The 22,936-nt window shown below is 47.4% G+C and carries 17 protein-coding genes; 13 read left to right on the forward strand and 4 right to left on the reverse strand.

From position 1 onward, the window contains the following. Window positions 1–465 precede the first annotated feature (465 nt). From ITJ87_RS05005 to ITJ87_RS05020, 4 genes are all read left to right on the forward strand, one after another. Window positions 466–1,545 carry a Gfo/Idh/MocA family protein gene (locus ITJ87_RS05005; RefSeq protein WP_117964279.1) on the forward strand — a complete coding sequence of 360 codons (1,080 nt, stop codon included), beginning with the start codon at window positions 466–468 and terminating at the stop codon, window positions 1,543–1,545. 66 nt (window positions 1,546–1,611) lie between these two features. Next, window positions 1,612–3,099 carry a Gfo/Idh/MocA family protein gene (locus tag ITJ87_RS05010; protein ID WP_005825899.1) on the forward strand — a complete coding sequence of 496 codons (1,488 nt, stop codon included), beginning with the start codon at window positions 1,612–1,614 and terminating at the stop codon, window positions 3,097–3,099. Between the two features lie 72 nt (window positions 3,100–3,171). Further along, window positions 3,172–4,047, forward strand: coding sequence for a DUF1080 domain-containing protein (locus tag ITJ87_RS05015; RefSeq protein WP_117599803.1), 876 nt, complete (start codon window positions 3,172–3,174; stop codon window positions 4,045–4,047). Window positions 4,048–4,069: 22 nt separating this feature from the next. Next, window positions 4,070–4,972: a sugar phosphate isomerase/epimerase gene (locus ITJ87_RS05020; protein WP_117599802.1), complete on the forward strand. Its 903-nt coding sequence runs from the start codon at window positions 4,070–4,072 to the stop codon at window positions 4,970–4,972. Between the two features lie 93 nt (window positions 4,973–5,065). On the opposite strand, the gene ITJ87_RS05025 is transcribed toward ITJ87_RS05020, so the two are convergent. Further along, on the reverse strand, window positions 5,066–5,701 hold the full coding sequence (locus ITJ87_RS05025; protein ID WP_057281933.1) for a viroplasmin family protein: 636 nt from the start codon (window positions 5,699–5,701) through the stop codon (window positions 5,066–5,068). Window positions 5,702–5,818: 117 nt separating this feature from the next. Here ITJ87_RS05025 and ITJ87_RS05030 point away from each other — a divergent pair, with 117 nt between their 5' ends. The 6 genes from ITJ87_RS05030 to ITJ87_RS05055 all read left to right on the forward strand — a co-directional run bounded on the left by ITJ87_RS05030 (window position 5,819) and on the right by ITJ87_RS05055 (window position 10,853). Continuing rightward, complete coding sequence (locus ITJ87_RS05030) at window positions 5,819–6,421, forward strand: nitroreductase family protein (protein WP_117964278.1); 603 nt, start codon at window positions 5,819–5,821, stop codon at window positions 6,419–6,421. A 62-nt stretch (window positions 6,422–6,483) separates the two neighbouring features. Next, window positions 6,484–7,011: a shikimate kinase gene (locus ITJ87_RS05035; protein ID WP_117599800.1), complete on the forward strand. Its 528-nt coding sequence runs from the start codon at window positions 6,484–6,486 to the stop codon at window positions 7,009–7,011. Between the two features lie 135 nt (window positions 7,012–7,146). Then, window positions 7,147–9,039, forward strand: a complete 1,893-nt coding sequence (speA, locus tag ITJ87_RS05040) for a biosynthetic arginine decarboxylase (protein ID WP_117599799.1) — start codon at window positions 7,147–7,149, stop codon at window positions 9,037–9,039. Window position 9,040: 1 nt separating this feature from the next. Continuing rightward, entirely contained in the window at window positions 9,041–9,811 is a 771-nt protein-coding gene (argB, locus tag ITJ87_RS05045) for an acetylglutamate kinase (protein ID WP_117964277.1), read from the forward strand. Between the two features lie 60 nt (window positions 9,812–9,871). Further along, entirely contained in the window at window positions 9,872–10,381 is a 510-nt protein-coding gene (locus ITJ87_RS05050) for an RNA polymerase sigma factor (RefSeq protein WP_117599797.1), read from the forward strand. Then, window positions 10,371–10,853, forward strand: coding sequence for a hypothetical protein (locus ITJ87_RS05055; protein ID WP_117599796.1), 483 nt, complete (start codon window positions 10,371–10,373; stop codon window positions 10,851–10,853). The genes ITJ87_RS05050 and ITJ87_RS05055 overlap by 11 nt, the downstream gene beginning before the upstream one ends. A gap of 300 nt (window positions 10,854–11,153) precedes the next feature. On the opposite strand, the gene ITJ87_RS05060 is transcribed toward ITJ87_RS05055, so the two are convergent. Continuing rightward, a complete protein-coding gene (locus ITJ87_RS05060; RefSeq protein ID WP_117599795.1) occupies window positions 11,154–12,014 on the reverse strand; it encodes a head GIN domain-containing protein in 861 nt (286 codons plus the stop codon). 287 nt (window positions 12,015–12,301) lie between these two features. On the opposite strand from ITJ87_RS05060, the gene ITJ87_RS05065 reads away from it, so the two are divergent. After that, window positions 12,302–13,012, forward strand: coding sequence for a SprT family zinc-dependent metalloprotease (locus ITJ87_RS05065; protein WP_117964276.1), 711 nt, complete (start codon window positions 12,302–12,304; stop codon window positions 13,010–13,012). 320 nt (window positions 13,013–13,332) lie between these two features. Here ITJ87_RS05065 and ITJ87_RS05070 read toward each other — a convergent pair whose 3' ends face one another. Continuing rightward, window positions 13,333–13,731, reverse strand: a complete 399-nt coding sequence (locus tag ITJ87_RS05070; protein ID WP_117599793.1) for a hypothetical protein — start codon at window positions 13,729–13,731, stop codon at window positions 13,333–13,335. 62 nt (window positions 13,732–13,793) lie between these two features. Further along, the gene (locus tag ITJ87_RS05075) at window positions 13,794–17,846 is read right to left on the reverse strand and encodes a two-component regulator propeller domain-containing protein (RefSeq protein WP_117964275.1); all 4,053 of its coding nucleotides are present in this window, start codon (window positions 17,844–17,846) and stop codon (window positions 13,794–13,796) included. A 259-nt stretch (window positions 17,847–18,105) separates the two neighbouring features. Between ITJ87_RS05075 and ITJ87_RS05080 the strand changes: the two genes are divergently transcribed. Next, window positions 18,106–19,761 carry a carboxylesterase/lipase family protein gene (locus tag ITJ87_RS05080; protein WP_117964274.1) on the forward strand — a complete coding sequence of 552 codons (1,656 nt, stop codon included), beginning with the start codon at window positions 18,106–18,108 and terminating at the stop codon, window positions 19,759–19,761. A 52-nt stretch (window positions 19,762–19,813) separates the two neighbouring features. Then, complete coding sequence (locus ITJ87_RS05085) at window positions 19,814–22,918, forward strand: TonB-dependent receptor (protein WP_117599790.1); 3,105 nt, start codon at window positions 19,814–19,816, stop codon at window positions 22,916–22,918. Window positions 22,919–22,936: the final 18 nt, after the last annotated feature.

A 22,936-nucleotide genomic window follows, 5' to 3' on the forward strand; every position in this document is an offset into this window, starting at 1 on the left:
CCCGCTTGTGCTATGTTGTTATGACTAAAATAGGAAGTTAATTCATTGTAAGGCAATGTGTTGATTTCGTGTATCCCTTCTTGTTGATACTTTGTAAATAGGAAGTTAATTTCCTGCAAACAGCATATTAATTCTTCTTTCTCTTCTATACTTCTTACGCAGAATCTATGATGTAGGTGGGTGTTGATGGCTGCCGGCAGAGTGTTTCACGGCTTGTTAGGCAATGATGAATAAAGGGCGTTCTTTTGCCTTTTACGCTTTTTTAATATCTGCTTGCTTCCATTCTATCACTAATTATCCTATTTTTGCAAAGAACACATACATAAACATTGCAAATATCATGAAAAAATTATATCCAACGTCTACGACGACAGCTACTATGACTATCAGTCCAAGTACTCTTAATCATGTAATTCAATTGACCCCGATAATACTATAACTGTAAATATTTAATATTCGCCTACCATGAAAATAAAAGTTGGTTTGATAGGGTTCGGTAGAATGGGGCAAATGTATTGGGAGGAAATGCAAAAAAGCGGTCGATGGGACATCGCATATATCTGCGATACCGATCCGGACTCCCGAGAATTGGCAAGAAACCTTTCCCCTTCATCCAGAATCATATCTGATGAACAAGAAATCTTTGACGACCAGAGTGTAGAAGCTGTTGGTCTTTTTGCATTGGCAAATTCCAGAAAAGAACAAATAGAGAAAGCTGTCCGAAGCCATAAGCACATCCTGACGGAGAAACCCATTGCCGATACCATTGACAAGGAATGGGAAATTGTGGATCTGATTGAAAAGTATGACCGTATTGCTGCTGTCAACCTTTATCTGCGCAACTCCTGGTATCACCAGGCTATGAAGCAGTTTATCGATGAAGGCGAAATTGGCGAACTGGCCATCTTGCGCATCTGCCACATGACTCCGGGATTGGCGCCGGGCGAGGGACACGAATATGAGGGTCCCGCCTACCACGACTGCGGCATGCACTACATAGACATTGCCCGCTGGTATGCCGACAGTGAATACAAGACCTGGCATGCGCAAGGCATGCGGATGTGGGACTACAAGGACCCTTGGTGGGTACAGTGCCACGGTACGTTCGAGAACGGCATCGCCTTCGATGTTACACAAGGATTCGTCTACGGACAACTCTCCAGAAACCAGACTCATAATGCATATACGGACATTATCGGTACAAAAGGTATCGTGCGCATGACGCATGATTTCCGGACTGCCGTGGTGGAGCTTCACGGCGTGAACCGTACGCTTCGCCTGGAGAAGCCGTTTGGCGGGAAGAACCTGGATAAGCTATGCAATATTATGGCCGACTCCATCGAGAGCGGGAAACGCGATCCGAGATTGCCGCAGATGCGAGACTCGGCCATTGCTTCCCAATACGGATGGACCTTCCTGGAGGATGCGCGCCGCCACGACCTGCCCGTCATAGGCGACTTGCAGACGCTGGAGGAAATTAGGGAGCGCCGGAGGCATATGAAGGAAGGTTACGGACTGCTCCGTCCGAAGAAGACGGTAGTCTGATGCCTATTGTAATAAGAAGTGTTTTAAAACTTAATTATATTAACCGATTTTAAAATCTAAAGAACCATGTCGAAATTTACAAGAAGAGAGTTTCTTAAGACCGGAGGTTTAGCTTTGGCGGGTCTTACCATTGCTCCAAGCAGCATTTTGGGTAAGAGTCACGGACACGTACCTCCCAGTGACCGTTTGAACATTGCTGCCGTAGGTATCGGTGGTATGGGACACACTAACATTAATCATGTGAAGGCTACGGAAAATATCGTGGCGCTGTGTGACGTAGATTGGCGCTACGCGAAAGGTGTGTTCGATGAGCTTCCCAATGCGAAGAAGTATTGGGATTATCGTAAGATGTACGATGAGATGGGCAAGGATATCGATGCCGTTATCATCGCTACGGCCGACCATACACATGCCATCATCACTGCTGATGCCATGACGATGGGCAAACATGTATATTGCCAGAAACCGTTGACGCACTCTGTATACGAGTCCCGTCTGCTTACCCGCCTGGCCGCTTCTACGGGAGTAGTTACTCAGATGGGTAACCAGGGTTCTTCGGACGAAGGTACCGACTTGGTATGCGAGTGGATATGGAACGGCGAAATCGGTGACGTGACAAAGGTGGAATGTGCTACCGACCGGCCCATCTGGCCGCAAGGATTGAATGTTCCCGAGAAGGAAGACCGCATTCCCAAAACTCTGAACTGGGATTTGTTCACCGGTCCTGCCAAGATGAATCCGTATAACGAAATCTATCATCCCTGGAACTGGCGCGGATGGTGGGATTATGGTACGGGTGCTTTGGGCGATATGGCTTGTCACATCCTGCACCAGCCGTTCAGAGCTTTGAAGTTGTTGTATCCTACCAAGGTAGAAGGTTCGTCTACATTGTTGCTCAATGCCTGCGCTCCGCAAGCACAGCACGTGAAGCTGACTTTCCCCGCACGTGAAAATATGCCGAAGGTGGCTATGCCCGAAGTGGAAGTTCACTGGTATGATGGCGGCATGATGCCCGACCGTCCGAAAGGCTTCCCCGAAGGAAAGCAACTGATGCAGAGCGGTGGCGGTCTGACTATCTTCCACGGAACGAAGGATACGCTGATTTGCGGTTGCTACGGACAGAACCCGTGGTTACTTTCTGGCCGCGTGCCCAATGCACCGAAGGTTTGCCGCCGTGTACCGAAGGCTATGAATGGCGGTCATGAGATGGACTGGGTACGTGCTTGTAAGGAAAGTCCTTCCAGCCGCGTAATGCCTAAGTCTGACTTCTCCGAAGCAGGACCGATGAACGAAATGGTGGCAATGGGTGTATTGGCCATCCGTCTGCAGGGCCTGAACAAGACACTGGAATGGGACGGAGCCAACATGCGCTTTACCAATATTGGCGACGACGAGACATTGCGTACAGTCATCAAGGACGGCTTCAAGATACACAACGGCCATCCAAGCTTCGACAAGACATGGACAGATCCGGTAAATGCCAAAGCTTTTGCAGAAGAGCTCATCAAGCATAACTACCGCGAAGGCTGGAAGTTGCCCGATATGCCCAGATAAACATTAAAAGGGGCATCAGAACTTGTTTTCTGATGCTCATAAACGAATACTAATCATTTAATTTTTCAGATTATGAAGAAAATATATTATCCTTTGGCTTGTTGCCTTATCGGAGGTATGCTCGCCTCTTGCGGTGGCGGTGCAAAGAAATCGAACGCTACGGAAGAAGCCGCAGCTCCTACTACTACTGCGGTGTCTTACTCCAAGTCTTTGAAAGCGCCTGAAACGGACAGTCTGAATCTGCCGATTGATGCGGACGGTTATATTACTATTTTTGATGGAAAGAGCCTGGACGGATGGCGTGGATACGGTAAGGATAAAGTGCCTTCCAGGTGGATTATTGAGGATGGTTGCCTCAAATTCTGTGGAACCGGTACCGGTGAAGGACAGACCGGTGAAGGTGGTGACTTGATTTTCGCCCATAAGTTCAAGAATTTTGAGTTGGAACTGGAATGGAAAATTTCGAAAGGTGGTAACTCCGGTATCTTCTATCTGGCTCAGGAAGTTACTTCAAAGGATAAGGACGGCAACGAAGTGCTGGAACCCATCTATATCTCTGCTCCTGAATTCCAGGTGTTGGACAACGCCAATCATCCGGATGCCAAGCTGGGCAAGGACAACAACCGTCAGGCTGCTTCCTTGTATGATATGATTCCTGCTGTTCCGCAGAACGCCAAACCTTTCGGTGAATGGAATAAGGCCAAGATTATGGTATACAAAGGCACTGTAGTTCACGGACAGAACGATGAAAATGTACTGGAGTATCACTTGTGGACCAAGCAGTGGACTGATATGCTCCAAGCCAGCAAGTTCAGCGAAGAAAAATGGCCTTTGGCTTTTGAACTGTTGAACAACTGTGGTGGCGAAAACCATGAAGGCTTTATCGGTGTACAGGATCATGGTGATGATGTTTGGTACCGCAACATCCGTGTAAAGGTTCTCGACTGATTCCTTCTAAAAAGATAGTACTATGAGAATCAAACATATGATGATTTTGTCAGCACTGTGTTTATCCATGATGGCCACAAGCTGTAGCAGCCAGAGTAGGGAAACGACGCCGGAAACGACGAAAAAGGAAGTTGCCATACAGCTCTACTCTGTGAGAGACTTGGTGAAAGACGGTAGTAACCTTGACCAGATTTTGAAGGACTTGGCTGATATGGGATATACCAGTGTGGAGGCCGCCAACTACAATGACGGTAAGTTCTACGGCAAGACTCCCCAGGAGTTCAAGCAGATGGTGGAAAAGAGCGGTATGACCGTGCTTTCTTCGCACACTACCCACGGGTTGTCGGACGAGGAACTGGCTTCGGGCGACTTTACGGAAGCCTTGAAATGGTGGGATCAGTGCATTGCTGCCCATAAGGAGGCCGGTATGGAGTATATCGTGACTCCGTATCTCTCCGTTCCCAAGACATTGAAAGACTTGCAGACCTACTGCGACTATTACAATGAGGTGGGCAAGCGTTGCCAGGCTGCCGGTCTGAAATACGGTTACCACAATCATGCCCATGAATTCCAGAAAGTGGAAGACAAGGAGCTGATGCTGGACTACATGCTGCAACACACCAATCCCGAATATGTATTCTTCCAGATGGACGTTTACTGGGTAGTACGTGGCCAGAACAGCCCGGTGGATTACTTCAACAAGTATCCCGGACGCTTCACCATGCTCCATATCAAGGATCACCGCGAGATTGGGCAGAGTGGTATGGTAGGTTATGATGCTATCTTCAAGAATACGGATACTGCTGGCGTGCGCCACATCGTAGCTGAGATTGAGAAATACAGCTGCCCCGTAGAAGAGAGTGTGAAGCAGAGTCTTGACTACTTGCTTGATGCTCCTTTCGTGAAGGCATCGTATAGCAAATAAAACATGATGGCGGCTATTCATTCATAAGCTCGGCCGCATCATTTTCTTGACGCGGGCACAACCGGATGAAGAATCCGGGGTGCCCGCGTTTTTTTACTTCCTTCCGAAGTCGGCCGGAATTTCCCCCCATTGCTTTGTCTCCCATTTTAGGATGCGGGTGGTGTAGGTGTTTTCGCGCAACCACTTCTCCGCACGTTCTATCAGGCAGAAAAGCTCTTCGGTCTTGGCGTCGCGCGGCAGTTTGGTCTTGCATTTTTTCTGTTTTATCCAGTTGATGGCGTTCACGCTGTCACTGTAGATGGGCATGTCGAAACCTTTCTGTTTCAACAAGGCAAGTCCGTGGACAATGGCGAGGAATTCGCCGATATTGTTGGTTCCATACATCGGCCCGAAGTGGAAGATTTCCTGACGGCTGGCGACGTGTACTCCCCGGTACTCCATGGCACCGGGGTTTCCGCTGCAAGCCGCGTCTACGGCAAGGCTGTTTTCCGCGACGGCGGTGGGAAGGGGAGCGTCGGCGCCGGGAATAGTCTTGGCAGGAGAAGGGGCTGACCGCTTGATGTACGCGTACGGCGAAGAGGCAAAGGCTTTTTCCGCTTCCTCGCGTGATTCGAATGACTTGTATTTTGCTCCTTCGTAGCCTTTGGTCTGCAGTTGGCAGTCTGTCCAGGAAGTGTAGATACCCGGGCTGACTCCCGCCCATACGACGTAATATTTTTCTTTCTTCATAACTGCGGACAAAGGTAAAAAAGAAAATCCGAACAACTTAACTCTTTCATTTGTTTCTTTGTATGGCGGATATAAAATAAAGAAGAGAAGACTCAATAAAAAAAGAAAGGACAAAAAATGAAGAGAACATTTGCAGAAGCCATGGCGCATCGCCGTAGTTATTACTCTATCGGCAGCGATTCGCCAGTACTGGATGAAGAAATAGTACACATTATTCGTGAAGCCGTAAAGAATGTGCCGTCAGCTTTCAATTCACAGTCTACAAGAATTGTATTGTTGCTGGGCGACGAACATAAAAAATTGTGGAACATCGTGAAGGAAACCCTGAAAGCACGCATCTCTGCCGAGGCTTTTGCCAAGACGGAAGCCAAGATTGACGGCTGCTTTGCCAGCGGACACGGTACTGTGCTCTATTTTGAAGACACTTCTGTAGTCAAGAAGCTGCAGGAAGCATTCCCTTCCTATAAGGATAATTTCCCCACTTGGTCACAGCACACCTCCGCTATGCACCAGTTTGCCATCTGGACTATGCTGGAAGATATGGGGTTGGGCGCCTCCCTGCAACACTATAACCCCTTGATTGACGACGAGGTACGCCGCACCTGGAACCTGCCCGGCGACTGGATGATGATTGCACAGATGCCCTTCGGTACACCCACTGGTGAACCAGGAGAAAAGGAATTCGAAGATTTAAGCAAGCGTATCAAAATTTTTCTCTGATACAGAGGCGTTTTCAGCTTGGAATTGCTACCTTTGCAGGAAACCTGTAACTCGTAGCAGATATGATGCGTATTTTCTTGACCGGCTACATGGGAGCCGGTAAAACTACTTTAGGAAAGGCTTTTGCCCGCGAAATGAATGTGCCGTTCATTGATTTGGACTGGTACATCGAAGAACGTTTTCACAAATCAATCCGTGAATTGTTCACCGAGCGGGGAGAAGCCTCTTTTCGTGAATTGGAGCGAAACATGCTGCATGAAGTAGGGGAATTTGAGGATGTCGTGGTTTCTACCGGTGGCGGTACTCCTTGTTTTTTTGACAATATGGAGTATATGAACGGTTGCGGGCAGACGGTGTTCCTGGATGTACACCCCGATATTCTGTTCCGCCGGCTCCGGGTGGCGAAGCAGCAGCGCCCCATCCTGCAAGGCAAGACGGACGAAGATTTGCGCACCTTCATTGTGGAGGCGCTGGATAAGCGTGCGCCTTTCTACTCGCAGGCCCGTTATCGCTTTGATGCCGGTTATCTGGAGAGTCGCAGCCAGATTAGCGAATCCGTGCAACGGTTACGCCAACTTTTAGGACTTTAATCCCTTGTAAATGTGTATTTTTCAGTCCGATGAGCTGGATGTATTAGATTTATGTGTATTTTTGTCGCCCCTTTTATAAAACACACTATAGTGGGAAAATAGTAAATTGTAAATAGTCTAATAGTAAATGTACTGATGAGAAAATGGCGTATTGAAGATTCAGAAGAGCTGTACAACATAACTGGTTGGGGCACTTCGTACTTTAGTATCAATGACAAAGGTCATGTTGTGGTGACACCGCGTAAGGATGGGGTTGCCGTCGATTTAAAAGAGTTGGTGGACGAGTTGCAGTTGCGCGATGTAGCGGCTCCGGTATTGGTGCGTTTTCCCGATATTCTGGACAACCGAATCGAGAAGGTGTCCTGCTGCTTCAGACAGGCCGCCGATGAGTATGGGTATAAAGGAGAGAACTTTATTATCTATCCCATCAAAGTGAATCAGATGCGTCCTGTGGTGGAAGAGATGATTAACCATGGGAAGAAGTTCAATCTAGGTCTGGAAGCGGGTTCAAAGCCGGAGTTGCATGCTGTGATAGGGGTCAATACAGACCCGGACTCCCTCGTGGTCTGTAACGGATATAAGGACGAGAGCTTCATTGAATTGGCACTGTTGGCGCAGAAAATGGGCAAACGCATTTTTCTTGTTGTAGAGAAACTTAATGAGTTGAATCTTATTGCCAAGATGGCGAAGCAATTGAAAGTGAAACCCAACATTGGAATTCGCATAAAATTGGCTTCCAGTGGAAGTGGCAAATGGGAAGAAAGTGGGGGAGATGCCAGCAAGTTCGGACTGACATCCAGTGAACTGCTTGAAGCGCTGGACTTCCTGGAGAAAAAGGACATGAAGGACTGTCTGAAGCTGATACATTTCCATATCGGCAGTCAGATAACCAAGATACGCCGCATCAAGAATGCCTTGCGTGAAGCTTCGCAATTCTTTGTGCAGCTGAACAAGATGGGATTCAACATCGAATTCGTGGATACCGGTGGCGGTATGGGAGTTGATTATGACGGTACACGTTCTTCAAGCAGCGAAAGCTCCGTCAACTATTCCATCCAGGAATATGTCAACGATGTGGTGTCGACATTTGTTGATGCTGCCAACAAACACGGCTTTCCTCATCCCAATATCATTACCGAAACGGGACGTAGCTTGACTGCCCATCACTCCGTGCTTATCTTTGAAGTACTGGAAACGGCTTCCCTGCCCGAAATGGATGACGACTGGGAACCGGGAGAGGATGCCCACGAACTGGTGAAGGAACTGTATGACATCTGGGACAACCTGAGTCAGCGCAGCATGCTGGAACCCTGGCACGATGCACAGCAGATACGCGAAGAGGCACTCGACCTTTTCAGTCATGGCATCGTCGACTTGAATACGCGCGCGCAGATAGAGAAACTCTATTGGAGTATCTGCCGCGAAATTAACTCCATTGCCAGCGGCATGAAGCATTGCCCCGAGGAATTCCGCAAGTTGAGCAAGCTGCTTGCCGACAAGTATTTCTGTAATTTTTCGCTGTTCCAGTCATTGCCCGATTCCTGGGCCATCGACCAGATGTTCCCCATCATGCCCATACAGCGGCTGGATGAAAGACCCGACCGCGAGGCTACTTTGCAGGATATGACTTGCGACTCTGACGGTAAAATAGCTAATTTCGTCAGCTCGCGTGCCGATACGACGACCCTGCCGCTGCACTCGTTGCGCGACAAGGAGCACTATTATCTGGCGGTTTTCCTCGTAGGGGCCTATCAGGAGATTCTGGGAGATATGCACAATCTGTTCGGTGATACGAATGCTGTGCATGTGTCTGTCAATTCCAAAGGCTACACCATTGACCAACTGATTGATGGAGAGACGGTGGCAGAGGTGCTGGACTACGTGCAATATAATCCTAAGAAACTGGTACGTACGCTGGAAACTTGGGTGACGCAATCCGTCAAGGAAGGGCGTATCTCTGTGGAAGAAGGAAAGGAATTCTTGTCTAATTACCGTTCCGGACTGTACGGATATACTTATTTGGAATAAAATGGAGAAACTGACTGTAATAAAGGTGGGTGGCAAGATTGTAGAAGAGGAAGCCACCCTCTATAAGTTATTGGATGACTTTGCAGCCATCGAAGGCTACAAGGTCTTGGTACATGGAGGCGGACGCTCAGCTACGAGGCTCGCCGCCCAACTGGGGATTGAAAGCAAAATGGTGAATGGCCGTCGTATCACTGATGCCGAAACGCTGAAAGTGGTAACAATGGTGTATGGCGGGCTGGTGAATAAGAATATCGTCGCTGGCTTGCAGGCGCGCGGTGTCAATGCACTGGGCTTGACGGGAGCCGATATGGATGTAATCCGTTCGGTTAAGCGTCCCGTGAAGGAGGTGGACTATGGGTTTGTGGGCGATGTGAAGCAGGTGAATGCTGCTTTTTTGGCAGACCTCATTCATAAGGGTGTGGTTCCCGTGATGGCTCCGCTGACGCACGATGGAGAGGGGCACATGCTGAATACGAATGCCGACACCATTGCCGGAGAGACTGCCAAGGCTTTGGCGGGCTTGTTCGATGTTACTTTGGTATTCTGCTTTGAGAAGAAAGGGGTGCTGCGTGACGAGAACGACGATGATAGCGTGATTCCACAGATAACACCGGAGGAATTCAAGCAATATGTAGCCGATGGAGTGATTCAAGGTGGCATGATTCCAAAATTGGAGAACTCTTTCGAGGCGTTGAATGCGGGTGTGTCCGAAGTCGTAATCACTTTAGCATCAGCCATCGACGGGAACAGTGGAACCCGTATCCGAAAATAATTCAAAAAAAACGGCAATAGGCTGTAACTTTCTGAATACTTAACCGTCAATTTATTAGAGATGCAAGAACTCAGCTTTCGCAATGACATTCTCCCGCTGAAGGATAAGCTTTTTCGGTTAGCCTTAAGAATTACGTTTGATAGGGCAGAGGCAGAGGACGTTGTGCAGGAAACGCTGATAAGGGTTTGGAACAAGCGTGACGAGTGGTCGCAGTTTGGTTCTATTGAAGCCTATTGCTTGACTGTGGCAAGAAATCTGGCGATAGACCGTAGCGAGCGAAAAGACTCCCGTACCGTGGAGCTACTCCCCGAAATGGAGCAAGTCTCCGATGCATCGAGCCCTTACGAAAAGCTGGTGAACAAGGAACGGATGGCGTTGATACATCGGTTGATGAGCAAGCTTCCCGAAAAACAGCGGTTGATTATGCAGCTTAGGGATGTGGAAGGTAAGAGCTATAAAGAAATAGCAGCGGTCCTGAACTTGACCGAGGAGCAGGTAAAAGTGAACCTCTTCAGGGCGCGGCAAAAAGTAAAACAAACGTTTATTGATATAGAAGGTTATGGACTCTAAATATATAGAACAACTCTTGGAACGCTACTGGCAGTGCGAAACTTCTTTGGAAGAGGAAGCATGCCTGCGTGCTTTCTTTAGCGGTAACGATGTTCCCGGACACTTGCTTCGCTACAAGGACTTGTTCGTATATCAGCAGCTTCAGCAGGAAGTGCATTTGGGTGAGGATTTTGATGCCCGGGTGCTTGCCGAAGTAGAAGTTCCGGTGGTCAAGGCAAAGCGCATGACATTGACCGCACGTTTCATGCCGTTGTTCAAAGCCGCTGCAGTAGTGGCAGTGGTCCTTTCTATGGGGAATGTGATGCAACATTCATTTTTCTCGGATGTAGAGGAGGTGGCCGCAGCCGATACTATCGGTAAACAGATTTCCGCACCGTCGGTAGCTCTTTCGGGAGATGTGCCCGTGTCTCATGAAAAGCAGGTAATGGATAGCCTGCGTCGGGTGGACAAGGGTCTGGAAATCAGTGAATAGATATTTTCATTTGCTTTTAAAATAACATTTTCATTTGCTTTAAACATAATAGTTAGTGTGCTTTATTAAAACAACTTGAGGCTGTGAAGTTTCAATTCTCTCAAAATCTTATAAAAACTAACTAAAATAGAAGGGACGCTGCGTGATGCAGCGTCCCTTTATTGTTTGTACGCCCAGCATGGGTGGATGCACAAAGAACGAAGAACTTCCTCGCGGGAGTCCTTCGTCATCTTTATAGGTAATTATTTGAGAGAGAATTTAGTTTAGGTTCATTAATCTTAAAGTCTATATTTTCCAATGTTAAAGCTTATACAGTCCTTTTTTCGGATAGTCCAGTTCCGGATTACCCTTGTAGCCCACACTGCCGCTTCCGCTAGTGCGTACTTTTAGGAAATCTGTGGCATGGCACTTGATGTCGCCTGAACCGGCAACACTGGCGGATGCTTTCTTGGCAACGAAATCGGAAGCAAACAAATCACCTGAACCTGCCACGCTGTATTCAGCTTCTTGGGTGCTGCCGCTCAGGATAGCGGTACCCGAACCGGCAACGGATGCTTTGGTGAAGTTGGCCGTTACGTTGTTCAGCTTCATGTCACCTGAACCTGCAACGGATACTTGGAGGTCATTGCAAGTGATGTCGCTGCTGTTGATGTCTCCCGAGCCTGCGATGGAAATATCGAGGTCTGTGCAGGAGATGTTGTTCCCATTGATGTCACCCGAACCTGCCACAGAGATTTTGAGGTTGTCTGTCTTCAGTCCGTTTTTCAGTTCCACGTCTCCCGAACCTGCAACGGCAATGCCGTTCAACTTTTCTGCGGACACACGTACTTCCAGTTTATTATAGGATACGCTGACATTCTTCTTGAAGCCGATGTAGAGGGTATTGTCCTTGACACGGATATCCAGTAAGTCTACAATGTTGTCCGAGGTGTATACTTCCACTGTCGGTTTGCCGGACTTCTGTGTGTAGGTCACGTCGGGGCTGCCGGCTACACTCAGCTTGGTGAAATTGTCCACTTTTATGTCTTTGGTTACATAGTTCTTGCTTGCCTTGACTGTTTTGCTGCCGAAGCCTCCGGAACGGTATGTGTGTTGTTGTGAACAAGCGGTTGTACTGAATGCCAATAAGGCGATTGCGATAAATGTTGTTAGAGCTTTCATATTCTTTTGTTTTTTGTGATTTAGTGTTTATTAGTTAGACGTGAACTGCCTTGAAAAAGTTGCATGTAGAAATGCTTTTTTCAAAAGAAACCAGTTCAGCATACTTTAATCAATTATTGTGCCATAAGTGTAAAATGGTGATTGTTAAAGGATAGCCGTTTTTGTGCAGTGTTCATTATCGGACACTCCGTCCGCTTTTGTCAGGTATTTGCTTGCGTTTTTGGATGATTCTTTGTTCATTTGCAAAGCCTCTTCCCACCCCTTTCCTATGGGAGAGGCTTTGATTTATGACAGTAAACCGCATTATAGAAGATAAAGAGCTTGGCCCTTTGTTTGTCCGGGTCAATGCCCGGGCACGGCGTCTTACTTTCCGTACAAAGGAAGATGGAATTTACGTGACTGTGCCTCCCCGGACTTCTCTTGCCGAGATAGAGAATGCCATCGAGCAGCTTCGTCCGCGTCTGAAGGCTGCCAGACAGAAGCAGGTCAGAAAGCTGATTGATTTGGATTACCGCATTGATACGGAGTTCTTTAAACTGACATTGGTCAGCGGACAACGGGAACGGTTCTTGTCCCGTTCGGAATTGGGGGAAATGCAGATAATCTGTCCTCCTGATGCCGATTTCTCGGATGAGAAGTTGCAGGCTTGGCTACGCAAGGTAATTGAGGAAGCTTTACGGCGAAATGCGAAAATTGTTCTTCCGCCCCGTTTGTATATGCTTTCCATGCAGCACAACCTTTCTTACAAGAGTGTGAAGATAAATTCCAGCAGTGGGCGTTGGGGAAGCTGTTCGGCACAAAGCAATATCAACCTTTCCTATTATCTGGTACTTCTTCCCAAGCATCTGATAGACTACGTGCTACTGCACGAACTGGCACATACCCGCGAGATGAATCACGGGGAGCGTTTCTGGGATTTGCTCGATCGGATGACTGATGGAAAGGCACAAGCATTGAGAGCGGAGCTTCGGAAATATCAAACGAAAATAAATGATTAGAGATTAGTATGGGTGTATCACGGTAAGTAGTTCCTTGTTTTGCAGACAGTGATACTGCAAAACCACTGCATACCTTTTGCACTGTCACTGCACTCCTTTTGCAGTGCTGCTGCAACACCTTTGCAGTGACACTGCAACTGTTTTGCAGTAACGCTGCAAAAGGTATGCAGTATCGCTGCAGTGTCACTGCAGGAGTTGTGTAATGTCTTTGCAGTGCCACTGCAAAAGTTATGTGGTGTCTTTGCAGTGGCTGTTGGTAAGCCAGGAAACAGCTTGTCGACTCCGAAATATGAGAGCAAAATGCCTCAAACTTTTTATCCCTAATTTTTTGCTAACTGCTTTACCTCTTCCCCTTCCTTCTCGAACCGGTATTCTCCTCCTTTTTCGCTTAGCTCAAATAAGGAAAGCTTTTCAGTTGCATTGTTTACAATCATGAGTGCGTTTTGCTCGGCAAAGCGTTTCACTTCGATGGTGAAAGGTTCTTCTGCAATGGTACGGTTCACCAGCAGGCTGTCGTTGATGAATATGGAAGTGGAATCTCCGGCAAATCCTTTCGTCAGTGTGATGGTGTATGTCTCGATGAATTTGCGTTCTCCTTCTTTCCGTTGTTGCAGCCTCATGCTCATGTAGACAAAGATGACAACTACAAAAATCACGGCGAAAGCAAGGATGCCGTTGCCTATCATAAACTGTTTGTTGGTGTTCAGTCGGTGTGCCATGGATAAAAAGGTTTTTTAAGAATGGTACAAATGTAATGAATAAATTTGAACCGACCGGCTTTTTACTTGCTGTATTCGCTCGGACTCACACCGAACTGTTTCTTGAAGCTTGTCGAGAAATGGGACAGCGTACTGAATCCCGTCATGTCCGCTATCTCTGAAATAGTGTATTTTCCTTCTTTGAGCAATTCGGCGGCACGGTTCAGCTTGTAGGTCTTGAAGAATACGCTGGGGTTCTCACCCGTCAGCCCCTTTACCTTATAATAGAACTTGGTACGGGAGATTTTCAGTAGCTCGGTCATGCGCGCCACGTCCAGCTCCGGATTGGAGAGTTCGTTCTCCATCAGGTGGTAAAGCTCGGTCATGAAAGTGTTGTCCTGCGGCGAAAGCACATTTCCCTCAATCTTATCCGTTTGGGTGGACTGGCTCAGGAGGCTGCGCACTTTCTCGCGGTTTTTCAGTTGGGATTTGATAAGCGCCAGCAGGTAGTTGGGCTCGAAAGGTTTCGTCACGTAGGCATCTGCACCGGTATTCAGACCTTCCACCTGATTCTCTACAGTAGCTTTGGCCGTTACCAGTATCACGGGGATGTGGCATAGTTGCAAGTCCTCTTTTATCTGGCGACAGAGGTCGTAACCGTTTCTTCCGGGCATCACTACATCACTCAGTACGAGGTCGGGCGCTTCTTCGTTCATGGCTTTGAAGGCGCTGTCGGCATCGAAGCGGCAGACGATTTTGTAGATGGGAGAAAGCAGGGCTTTCAGGTAGTGAGCCACTTCCGTATCGTCGTCTACTACCAGAAGAGTTTGCTTTTGCTGCCGGATGCTCTCTGTATTTTCCAGTTGATATTGTTCTTCCGTTTGTATCGGAAATGCCTTGTTCTGTTCCTCTTCGGGGAGAGTGCATTCTTCGGGGGTATAAGAGAGATCATTCACCGGTAGCAGTAGGGTGAAGACGGCTCCGTTTCCTTCGGTACGGTTGCCGGCTTTCAGATAGCCATGATGCAGCAGCGCCAGGCTACGGGCATAGTACAGACCGATACCGGTTCCCCAGTTATAGGTACCTTTGGATTGATTGTCCAGTTGGTAATAGCGTTCGAATACTTTCTCCAACTGTTCCTCGGGGATTCCGTGGCCACTGTCTGCCACGGCAACTTTGACGTACTGTGTGTCGATGTCTTTGTCCGTCAGCGTAAAGAGGCGTGCAGCCTCTTCGCGGGTAATGACGTCGAAGCACAGTTCCACTTTTCCGCCGTTCGGAGTGAACTTCAAGGCGTTTGAAAGCAGGTTTCCTACAATCTTGTCCAGCTTGTCCACGTCCAGCCACATGAGGAAAGTATCCTCCAGGCCATAAGTGTTCAGTGCGATGCCTTTCTCGTTGGCGTTGATGCGGAAAATGTCTACAAAACGTTGCAGTTGCGAGATGATGTCGGTCCGTTTCACCCGCAGTTTTAGGGTGTCATTCTCCAGCTTGTTGAAGTCCATCAGCTGGTTCACCAGACGGAGCATGCGCCCCACACTGCGTTGTACAATGTAGAGTAGCTGCTTGTTCTCTCCCTCTATCTTGGGGCTTTCGCAAAGTTGTGTCACCGGACCCGAAATCATGGTGAGTGGGGTGCGGAACTCGTGCGAGATGTTGGCAAAGAAACTCATGTTCATACGATTCACACGTTGTTCCTGGTCCTTCTCCAGTTTGGCGCGTCGGGCGGTTTCTTTTTCCTGCTTAATGCGTAGCCAGGCACGGATGAAGATACCGATGATGGCGGCGGCAATGAGCAGATAGGTGCACCATGCCCACCATGTTTGCCAAGGGGCGGGCTTTACGATGACGCGTATGGAATTTTCCCTTTCTACAATGCTCTTGTCGTTATTCGTTATTTTAACTTTGAAAGTGTAGGTACCGGCAGGCAGATTGGCATAGTAGGCCTCGCGGTTGTTGCGGGCATCAATCCAATATTTGTCGAAACCGTCCATCTTGTAATAATAATGTACGCGTTCGTATTCGCAGTAGTCCAGTGCGGCAAAGGAGATGCTGAAACCATTCTGATTGTGGTCCAGGCAGATGTCCGGTCGGTAGGAGAGGTGCTTGTCTACACTTTTGCTGTCTTGTGGGCGTGCCAACCGGTTGTGTATCTTCAAATCCTCGAAGAGCAGTGGAATTTCCCGTTTGGTACTTACGTCCATAGGGTTGAAGAAAGTCAGCCCGTGCGTACCGCCAAAAACCAGTGTCCCGTCGGGCAGGCGGCATGAAGAACGGTCGTAAAACTGATTGCCGCCTATGCCGTCGGCGGCATAGTAGTTGGTAAATTTCCCTACGGTGCGGTCATATTTGCCCAGCCCGTATTGTGTGCCTGTCCATATATTGCCTTGTGCATCTTCCTCAATGCAAGAGATGTCCCGGCAGGGTGTACCCTCTATGGTCTCGATTTTTCCGGTGGCGGCAGAATAGTGCAGCAGTCCGTTGCTGACGGTTCCAATCCATACATCTCCACGACTGTCTTCGAAGATGTCGGTAGGGATGAATACTGAACGTTGGATACAAGCTTGCCAGTCGGTGTTCTCGAATGGTACTCCAGCGCTTTCCCAATTGTCGGGATTGATTTGCATGACTGGGTTCATGAAGGCAGTGGCCCACATCTTTCCGTTGTTGAGTGGAAGGAGTCCGGGTATGAAGGTTCCCGTCCAGGAAAATACTTTTGTTTGGACAAATTCTTTTTCTTCACGCTTTTTGGCATAAAGTTTAGGGCTGTGTGTACCCACCCAAATTGTTCCACGGCTATCTTGTGCAAACGACAGCGGTAGGAAGATGTCATGAATAGCCTCTGTCTTCAGTATGCCGTTTTTATAGCTGCATTTCATCACCTTGCTCGCATAGAGGGCCGCCAGCCAGATGTAGCCCTCGTCATCTACGAATACGCGTGTGATGTCCGGTTTGTCGGTAGCGCTTTTCCCCGGAAGTCCAGGCTGGTCCACTTCTTTCACTGCGTGGCTGTCCATGTTGTAAACGTACAGCCCGTCTATCATGGTGGCCATCCAGAGATTTCGCTCCTTGTCCACTGCCACGGACAGCACTGACTTCCGGTTCAGGTATGAGCTGAGATGGTTGTTGGTGTTGAAACGTTCTTTGTAGTTATAGCGCACAACATACCCTTGGTCTACAGAGCCTATCCATAGGTTTTTCTGTGAGTCGGTAAACATGGTGCTTATCTTGAAGTGAGGTACTTCGAAGGGAAAACCGTTTTCGCTTTGATGTATCATGTATTCTTCCACGTAGTTGTAGAGGAACATTCCTTGTTGGTCGGTATTCAGTAGCAGGCTGTTGCTGCCGTAGGGATGGATGTAGTTGACGTTGGCATGCAGCAGCAACGGATGGCTCCGGAGGGCTTGGGGTGTTTCCTTGAATTTGTGCGTATGTGTGTCGAACAGTGCTATCTGGCGGTTTCCAGCCAGCCATAGGATTCCGTTAGCCTGCATGAAGAAGTAGGTGGGAGAAAAGCCCTGCATTGGGATGGAGTCTTCCAGCGCCAGTGTGGAGGAGTTGTAGCGGCGCAGAGACAGTGGGGTCACTGCCCACAGTTTGTTGCTCTGGTCTATGAAACAGCGGTTGTTGAAGGTATAGTTCGGGTCGAATATCTTGATGGGCACATCAAATTTGTGTGTTTGCGGATTATATACGGCAAGGTTGTGCATCATGTTCAGAAAAATCTTTCCGTCTTTGTTCTCAAGTATCTGGATGCCGTTCTTGTTTGGGAAGTCCAGTGGGATATTTTGGAAATTATCTTTGTCTGTGTATAGGCTGGTCCCATTTACGGTGACTACCCACAACCGGCCTTGTGAATCGCGGAAGAGGTCGTTGATTTGATTATCGGGTATATCCAGTGAGTCATCCGTACAGTAATACTGATGATATTCGTGTACATTATATTTGTTTACCCCTCGTGAAGTTCCTATCCAAATGTGTCCTTGTGCATCTTCGGCAAAGGCGGTGACCTTCTGGTTGGAGAGGTCATTGGTGATGACAGGGCTTTCGATGCTGCCTTCCGGTGCGGTCTTTGTGTCCGACGGGTTGCATGCGGTGATTAAACACAATAGAAGTAGGTATTTAATGTATTTCATAATATATAGTGTAGACTAAAAGCATTGATATGTCATCCATTTGTTTTGTTCAACAAATCTCTGCATTGTGATGCGAAAGTACTCATAAAAATTGAGAGAGAGACTGCCGGAGAGCATGTTTTGAACAAATCTGCAAACATTTGAACATTGGAGAAAGCCGTTTTGAACATCGGGGAAAGCCGTTTGGATAGCGTAGAAAATACTTCTGGGGAGAATGTGCTAATATTGCAATCATAAAAACATAAAACTAATACATTATATGAAAAAGCAATTCTTGTCTGTGTTAGCATTCTCCGCCATCCTACTTTCCTCGTGCGGAGGGACAGCTAAAATAGAGAGAGTATCTGCTTGCGGGCAGAAGGGGGAGATAACGGCTTCCTCTACGGTTGCTGTTGCCGAAACCGAATCGGGCAAAGTAGCCGGATATGTGGAGAACGGTATCTATATATATAAGGGTATCCCGTATGCCAAAGCCGAACGTTTTATGCCGCCCGTGGCAGTTGACAAATGGGAAGGTGTCCGCAGCAGTCGTGCCTATGGCCCTACTTGTCCGCAAGGCAAGCGCATGGGATGGTACAGCGACGAACAGGCGTTTGCCTTCAACTGGGATGACGGTTATTCTGACGAGAATTGTCTGCGGGTGAATATCTGGACACCGGGACTGAAAGACGGGAAGAAACGCCCCGTCATGGTGTGGCTGCATGGTGGAGGTTATTCCGCCGGCAGTGGTCAGGAGCTTCCCTCGTATGACGGAACAAATCTGGCAAAGAAAGGGGATGCAGTGGTTGTGACACTGAATCATCGTCTCAACGTCCTGGGTTTTCTCGACCTTTCCGCCTATGGCGATAAATATGCAAAATCGGGCAATGCCGGACTGCTTGACTTGGTGGCGGCACTGCAATGGGTGAATAAGAATATAGAATCTTTTGGCGGAGATGCCCGGAATGTTACCATTTTCGGTCAGTCCGGTGGGGGAGGCAAGGTCTCTACGCTGCTTGCCACACCGTCGGCGAGAGGCTTGTTCCATAAAGCCATTGTACAAAGCGGATCTATGCTTCGTACGATGGAGCAGAAATACTCTCGTCGCATTGGCGGTGCGGTTATGGAGGAGCTGGGACTGAATGCTTCGCAGATAGATGAATTACAGAAAGTACCTTACGACAAATTGCTTGCCGCAGGCGAAAAGGCCGTTGCCAAAATGCGTGTAGAGGCTGATAAAGAAGGAGTGGCTTCTTTTATCTTTGGCTGGGCTCCCACGGTAGATGGCGATGTGCTGCCAGTACAGCCTTTCGACCCTCAGGCTCCGGTGCAAAGCAAGGACATTCCGGTGATGATAGGCACTACCCTGCACGAGTTTACCGCAAGCACTTACTTCCCGCCTTTGCGGAGCATGACGAAGGAGCAGGTTGTGGAGCAGATTAAAAAGAAATATGGTGAACGTACGGATGATTTTCTGAAAGCTTTTGAGCAGGCCTACCCCGGTTATCAGCCCAAGGACCTGGTGGATGTGGACTTCATTTTCCGCCCCGGCGCAGTGGAGCAGGCCAAACTGAAGTCGGCACAGCAAGGTGCACCGGTCTATATGTATATGTTTGCTTGGGAATCACCCGTGATGGACGGAATACTCCGCAGCACGCATTGTATGGAGATTCCTTTTGTGTTCAACAATGTCGTGCGCCATGCTTCGATGACCGGAGGCGGAAAGGCGGCACAAGTGCTGGCGGACAAGATGAGCAGTGCGTGGCTGAACTTTGCCCGTACGGGGAATCCCAATACTGAAGGTTTGCCCGAGTGGGAACCTTATACAGCTGATAAGGGAGCAACGATGATTTTCGATAATGATTGTGGCATGAAGTACAATCATGACAAGGAACTGCTTGAGGTGGTGATGACCTTTCCGGTGCGTGGATTCTGACATTTTTTTAAGAGCCCTTTTTATTATTAACATAAATCTAATATTTAATCAAATGAAACAAAATCTGAAACAAACAGCTCGGGAGAGATTTGCGGCTATGACACTCTTCCTATTGATTTGTCTCCCTTTCAGTCTGGTACAAGCCCAGACGGTGAAGGTGAATGGTAGAGTTACTGATGACCTGAACGAACCGATGATTGGTGTGAGTATCGTTGAGAAAGGTACTGCCAACGGTTGTATTACCGACATTGATGGTAACTATACTCTGAATGTGAAGCAAGGGGCTACCCTTGTGTATTCTTATATCGGCTATGTCGCTCTTGAACGGAAAGCCGTAGCGGGAGTAATGAACATCATCTTAAAAGAAGATTCTCAGGCATTGGACGAAGTAGTTGTAGTGGGATATGGTGTACAGAAGAAAAGTTCAGTGACGGGTGCCATCTCGCAGGTGAAGTCCGAGGATATCCAGAATCGTTCTATAACCCGTGCCGAAGAAGCCTTACAAGGCAAGACGGCCGGGGTACAGCTGGTGTCTACTACTTCTCAGCCGGGTTCATCACCTACTATCCGTATCCGTGGTTTCTCTTCCAATGGAACATCTGACCCCTTGTATGTAGTGGATGGACTTATCGTCAACGATTTAAGCTCTATCGACCCTAATAATATCAAGAGTATGGAGGTATTGAAGGATGCCGCTTCGGCAGCCATCTATGGTGCCCAGGCTGGTAATGGTGTTGTATTGATTACGACCAAAAGTGGAAGTCAGGGTACTAGTAGTATCTCTTACGATTTCCAGTATTCTATCAACAGCCTAGCACGTCGTCCTGAATTGTTGAATTCTCAGGAGTACCTTACACAGATGAAGGAAGCTGACCCTACTTTTACTGACGTTAATATTCGAGAGTTGATAAGCAATGGTGTATGGGATGGAGTGTCGTCAACAGATTGGTATGATGTGGCATTTAATGCTTCTCCTGCTTCCCGTCATACAGTCACCTTTCAAGGTGCCAATGACAAAGGCTCATATTTCTTGTCACTTAATAATTTGTATGATAATGGTATCATTCGTGAGGACCGTGATACCTACAAGCGCCTTTCTGTCATGCTGAATGCTGACTACAAGATCAAGCCTTGGCTGAAAGTGGGTACTACTGCCAATTATGCCAATTATACGAGCAAAGCCATCAGTGATGGTAGTGGTGGAACTTCTTATGTAAGTATGATAGCTACTGTTATGACCTTGGCTCCTTACATTGCTGATACTTATCCGGCTGACGCTTTGCCCACACAGATGCAAGCACAGATAGCTAATGGTTTTACACTTTTACAGAATGCCAATGGTGATTATTACAGCTGTTTGGGTACAATGGAACAAGTACATCCGATGGTGGCTATCCGTATGAACGACAAGAAGAATACGGGCAACAGCCTGATGGGTACCCTATATGCCAATTTTACTCCGATTAAGGATTTAGTGTTCACCACTCGTTTGGGTTATCGTATTGCCACGGATAATACTTACACTCACAACAATTTGTATTATGGTTCTGCCTCAGCTTCAAATAAAGACAGAAACGGCGTAACTCGCACCAGCTTATCTACTACTTATTACCAATGGGAGAACTTTGTCAACTATAATACCACCTTGTTGGATACACATAATATCTCTGCCATGTTGGGTATGTCTTATTCGCAGTCTGACCAGATTTATGTGTCTGCTGGTGTAGACAAGATAGCCAAAGATAACCTTTTGTATGCGGATGTGGACTGGCCGGCCGGCGATGCGGTAAAAAGTACCGGTGGACATAATTATATTTACCGCAAACTGTCTTACTTTGGTCGTGTGGGTTATGACTATAAGAACCGCTACATGGCTCAGTTTGCCATGCGTGCTGACGCTGCTGATGCTTCTGTATTGCCTCCGACGAATCGCTGGGGATACTTTCCTTCTGCTTCGGTGGGATGGACTATATCCAATGAAGACTTTTTTGCAGAGAACAATCACACTCCTATTACATTTCTGAAAGTGAGGAGCAGTTGGGGACAGAATGGTAGTACAAGTAATCTGAGTGGGTATAAATATTCTAATGCCTTGATTACGAATGCAGCTGGGTATCCTTTCAGCAATAGTAAAATAAATTATATGACATCTGCTCAGCCTTCCCAACTTTATAATCCTGATTTGAAGTGGGAAACTTCTGAGCAATTGAATATTGGTCTTGACCTTCGCGCTTTCAAGGACCGCTTTTCTTTGAGTATGGATTGGTATAAGAAGAAAACGAAAGATTTGATTGTATCTAACATTATTATTCCGTATGAGGCAGGAAATTCTGCTGCTCCTATGAATGCTGGTAATGTAGTAAATGAAGGTTTTGAGCTGGAAGCTTCTTGGCGCGATAATATTGGAGATTTTAGCTATTCGGTTTCAGGAAACATCGCTACGTTGAAGAATGAAGTTACTTACCTTGATCCACACGTTAGTGGTGGACGTATTGAAGGAAGTACTACAATGGCTTCCAATGGTTCATTCTCTGCTTTTGAGGAAGGTTTTCCGGTATGGTATTTCCGTGGTTATCAAGTAGACCATTTGAATGAAAACGGTGATCCCGTATTCAGAGATAATGATGGTAATGGTTCTATCAATGCCAATGACAAGGCTATGATTGGCAAACCAATGCCGGATTTTACTTATGGTCTTACGTTGACAGCCAGCTACAAAAACTTTGACTTGTCGGTATTTGGTAATGGTTCGGTAGGTAATGATGTGTTTATGTCCTACAGCTATAACCGGATTCTGTATTCGTTGAAAGAGATGTACGATCAGCGTTGGACGCCACAAAATCTTTCTGCCAAATATGCTCGTCCGCAACTGACGAATGCGGATAAATACGGTTTGTCTGATGCTTATGTTTTCGATGGCTCTTATTTCCGTATCAAGCAAATTCAGTTGGGATATACCTTCCCAAAACAATGGACAAAGAAAATCATGATAGACAACTTACGTGTCTATGCATCTTTGGATAACTTTTTCTTGTTTACCAAATATCCTGGACTCGATCCTGAAGTGTCTTCTACTACCACAAGTGGTATGGGGGTAGACTATGGTAACTATCCGACAACAAAAAAGGTAGTATTTGGATTATCGGTAACATTTTAATATATAACCTTTTGAATA

This window comes from Bacteroides sp. HF-162, assembly GCF_015679285.1.
Classification (GTDB): domain Bacteria; phylum Bacteroidota; class Bacteroidia; order Bacteroidales; family Bacteroidaceae; genus Bacteroides; species Bacteroides uniformis.

Bases quoted from the DNA above. Each gene is read 5' to 3' on its own strand.
- ITJ87_RS05075 (WP_117964275.1), bottom strand. From the start codon at position 17,846: ATGAAATACATTAAATACCTACTTCTATTGTGTTTAATCACCGCATGC.
- speA (WP_117599799.1), top strand. From the start codon at position 7,147: ATGAGAAAATGGCGTATTGAAGATTCAGAAGAGCTGTACAACATAACT.
- ITJ87_RS05065 (WP_117964276.1), top strand. From the start codon at position 12,302: ATGACAGTAAACCGCATTATAGAAGATAAAGAGCTTGGCCCTTTGTTT.
- ITJ87_RS05005 (WP_117964279.1), top strand. From the start codon at position 466: ATGAAAATAAAAGTTGGTTTGATAGGGTTCGGTAGAATGGGGCAAATG.
- ITJ87_RS05085 (WP_117599790.1), top strand. From the start codon at position 19,814: ATGAAACAAAATCTGAAACAAACAGCTCGGGAGAGATTTGCGGCTATG.
- ITJ87_RS05035 (WP_117599800.1), top strand. From the start codon at position 6,484: ATGATGCGTATTTTCTTGACCGGCTACATGGGAGCCGGTAAAACTACT.
- argB (WP_117964277.1), top strand. From the start codon at position 9,041: ATGGAGAAACTGACTGTAATAAAGGTGGGTGGCAAGATTGTAGAAGAG.
- ITJ87_RS05015 (WP_117599803.1), top strand. From the start codon at position 3,172: ATGAAGAAAATATATTATCCTTTGGCTTGTTGCCTTATCGGAGGTATG.
- ITJ87_RS05030 (WP_117964278.1), top strand. From the start codon at position 5,819: ATGAAGAGAACATTTGCAGAAGCCATGGCGCATCGCCGTAGTTATTAC.
- ITJ87_RS05020 (WP_117599802.1), top strand. From the start codon at position 4,070: ATGAGAATCAAACATATGATGATTTTGTCAGCACTGTGTTTATCCATG.
- ITJ87_RS05070 (WP_117599793.1), bottom strand. From the start codon at position 13,731: ATGGCACACCGACTGAACACCAACAAACAGTTTATGATAGGCAACGGC.
- ITJ87_RS05050 (WP_117599797.1), top strand. From the start codon at position 9,872: ATGCAAGAACTCAGCTTTCGCAATGACATTCTCCCGCTGAAGGATAAG.
- ITJ87_RS05025 (WP_057281933.1), bottom strand. From the start codon at position 5,701: ATGAAGAAAGAAAAATATTACGTCGTATGGGCGGGAGTCAGCCCGGGT.
- ITJ87_RS05060 (WP_117599795.1), bottom strand. From the start codon at position 12,014: ATGAAAGCTCTAACAACATTTATCGCAATCGCCTTATTGGCATTCAGT.
- ITJ87_RS05055 (WP_117599796.1), top strand. From the start codon at position 10,371: ATGGACTCTAAATATATAGAACAACTCTTGGAACGCTACTGGCAGTGC.
- ITJ87_RS05010 (WP_005825899.1), top strand. From the start codon at position 1,612: ATGTCGAAATTTACAAGAAGAGAGTTTCTTAAGACCGGAGGTTTAGCT.
- ITJ87_RS05080 (WP_117964274.1), top strand. From the start codon at position 18,106: ATGAAAAAGCAATTCTTGTCTGTGTTAGCATTCTCCGCCATCCTACTT.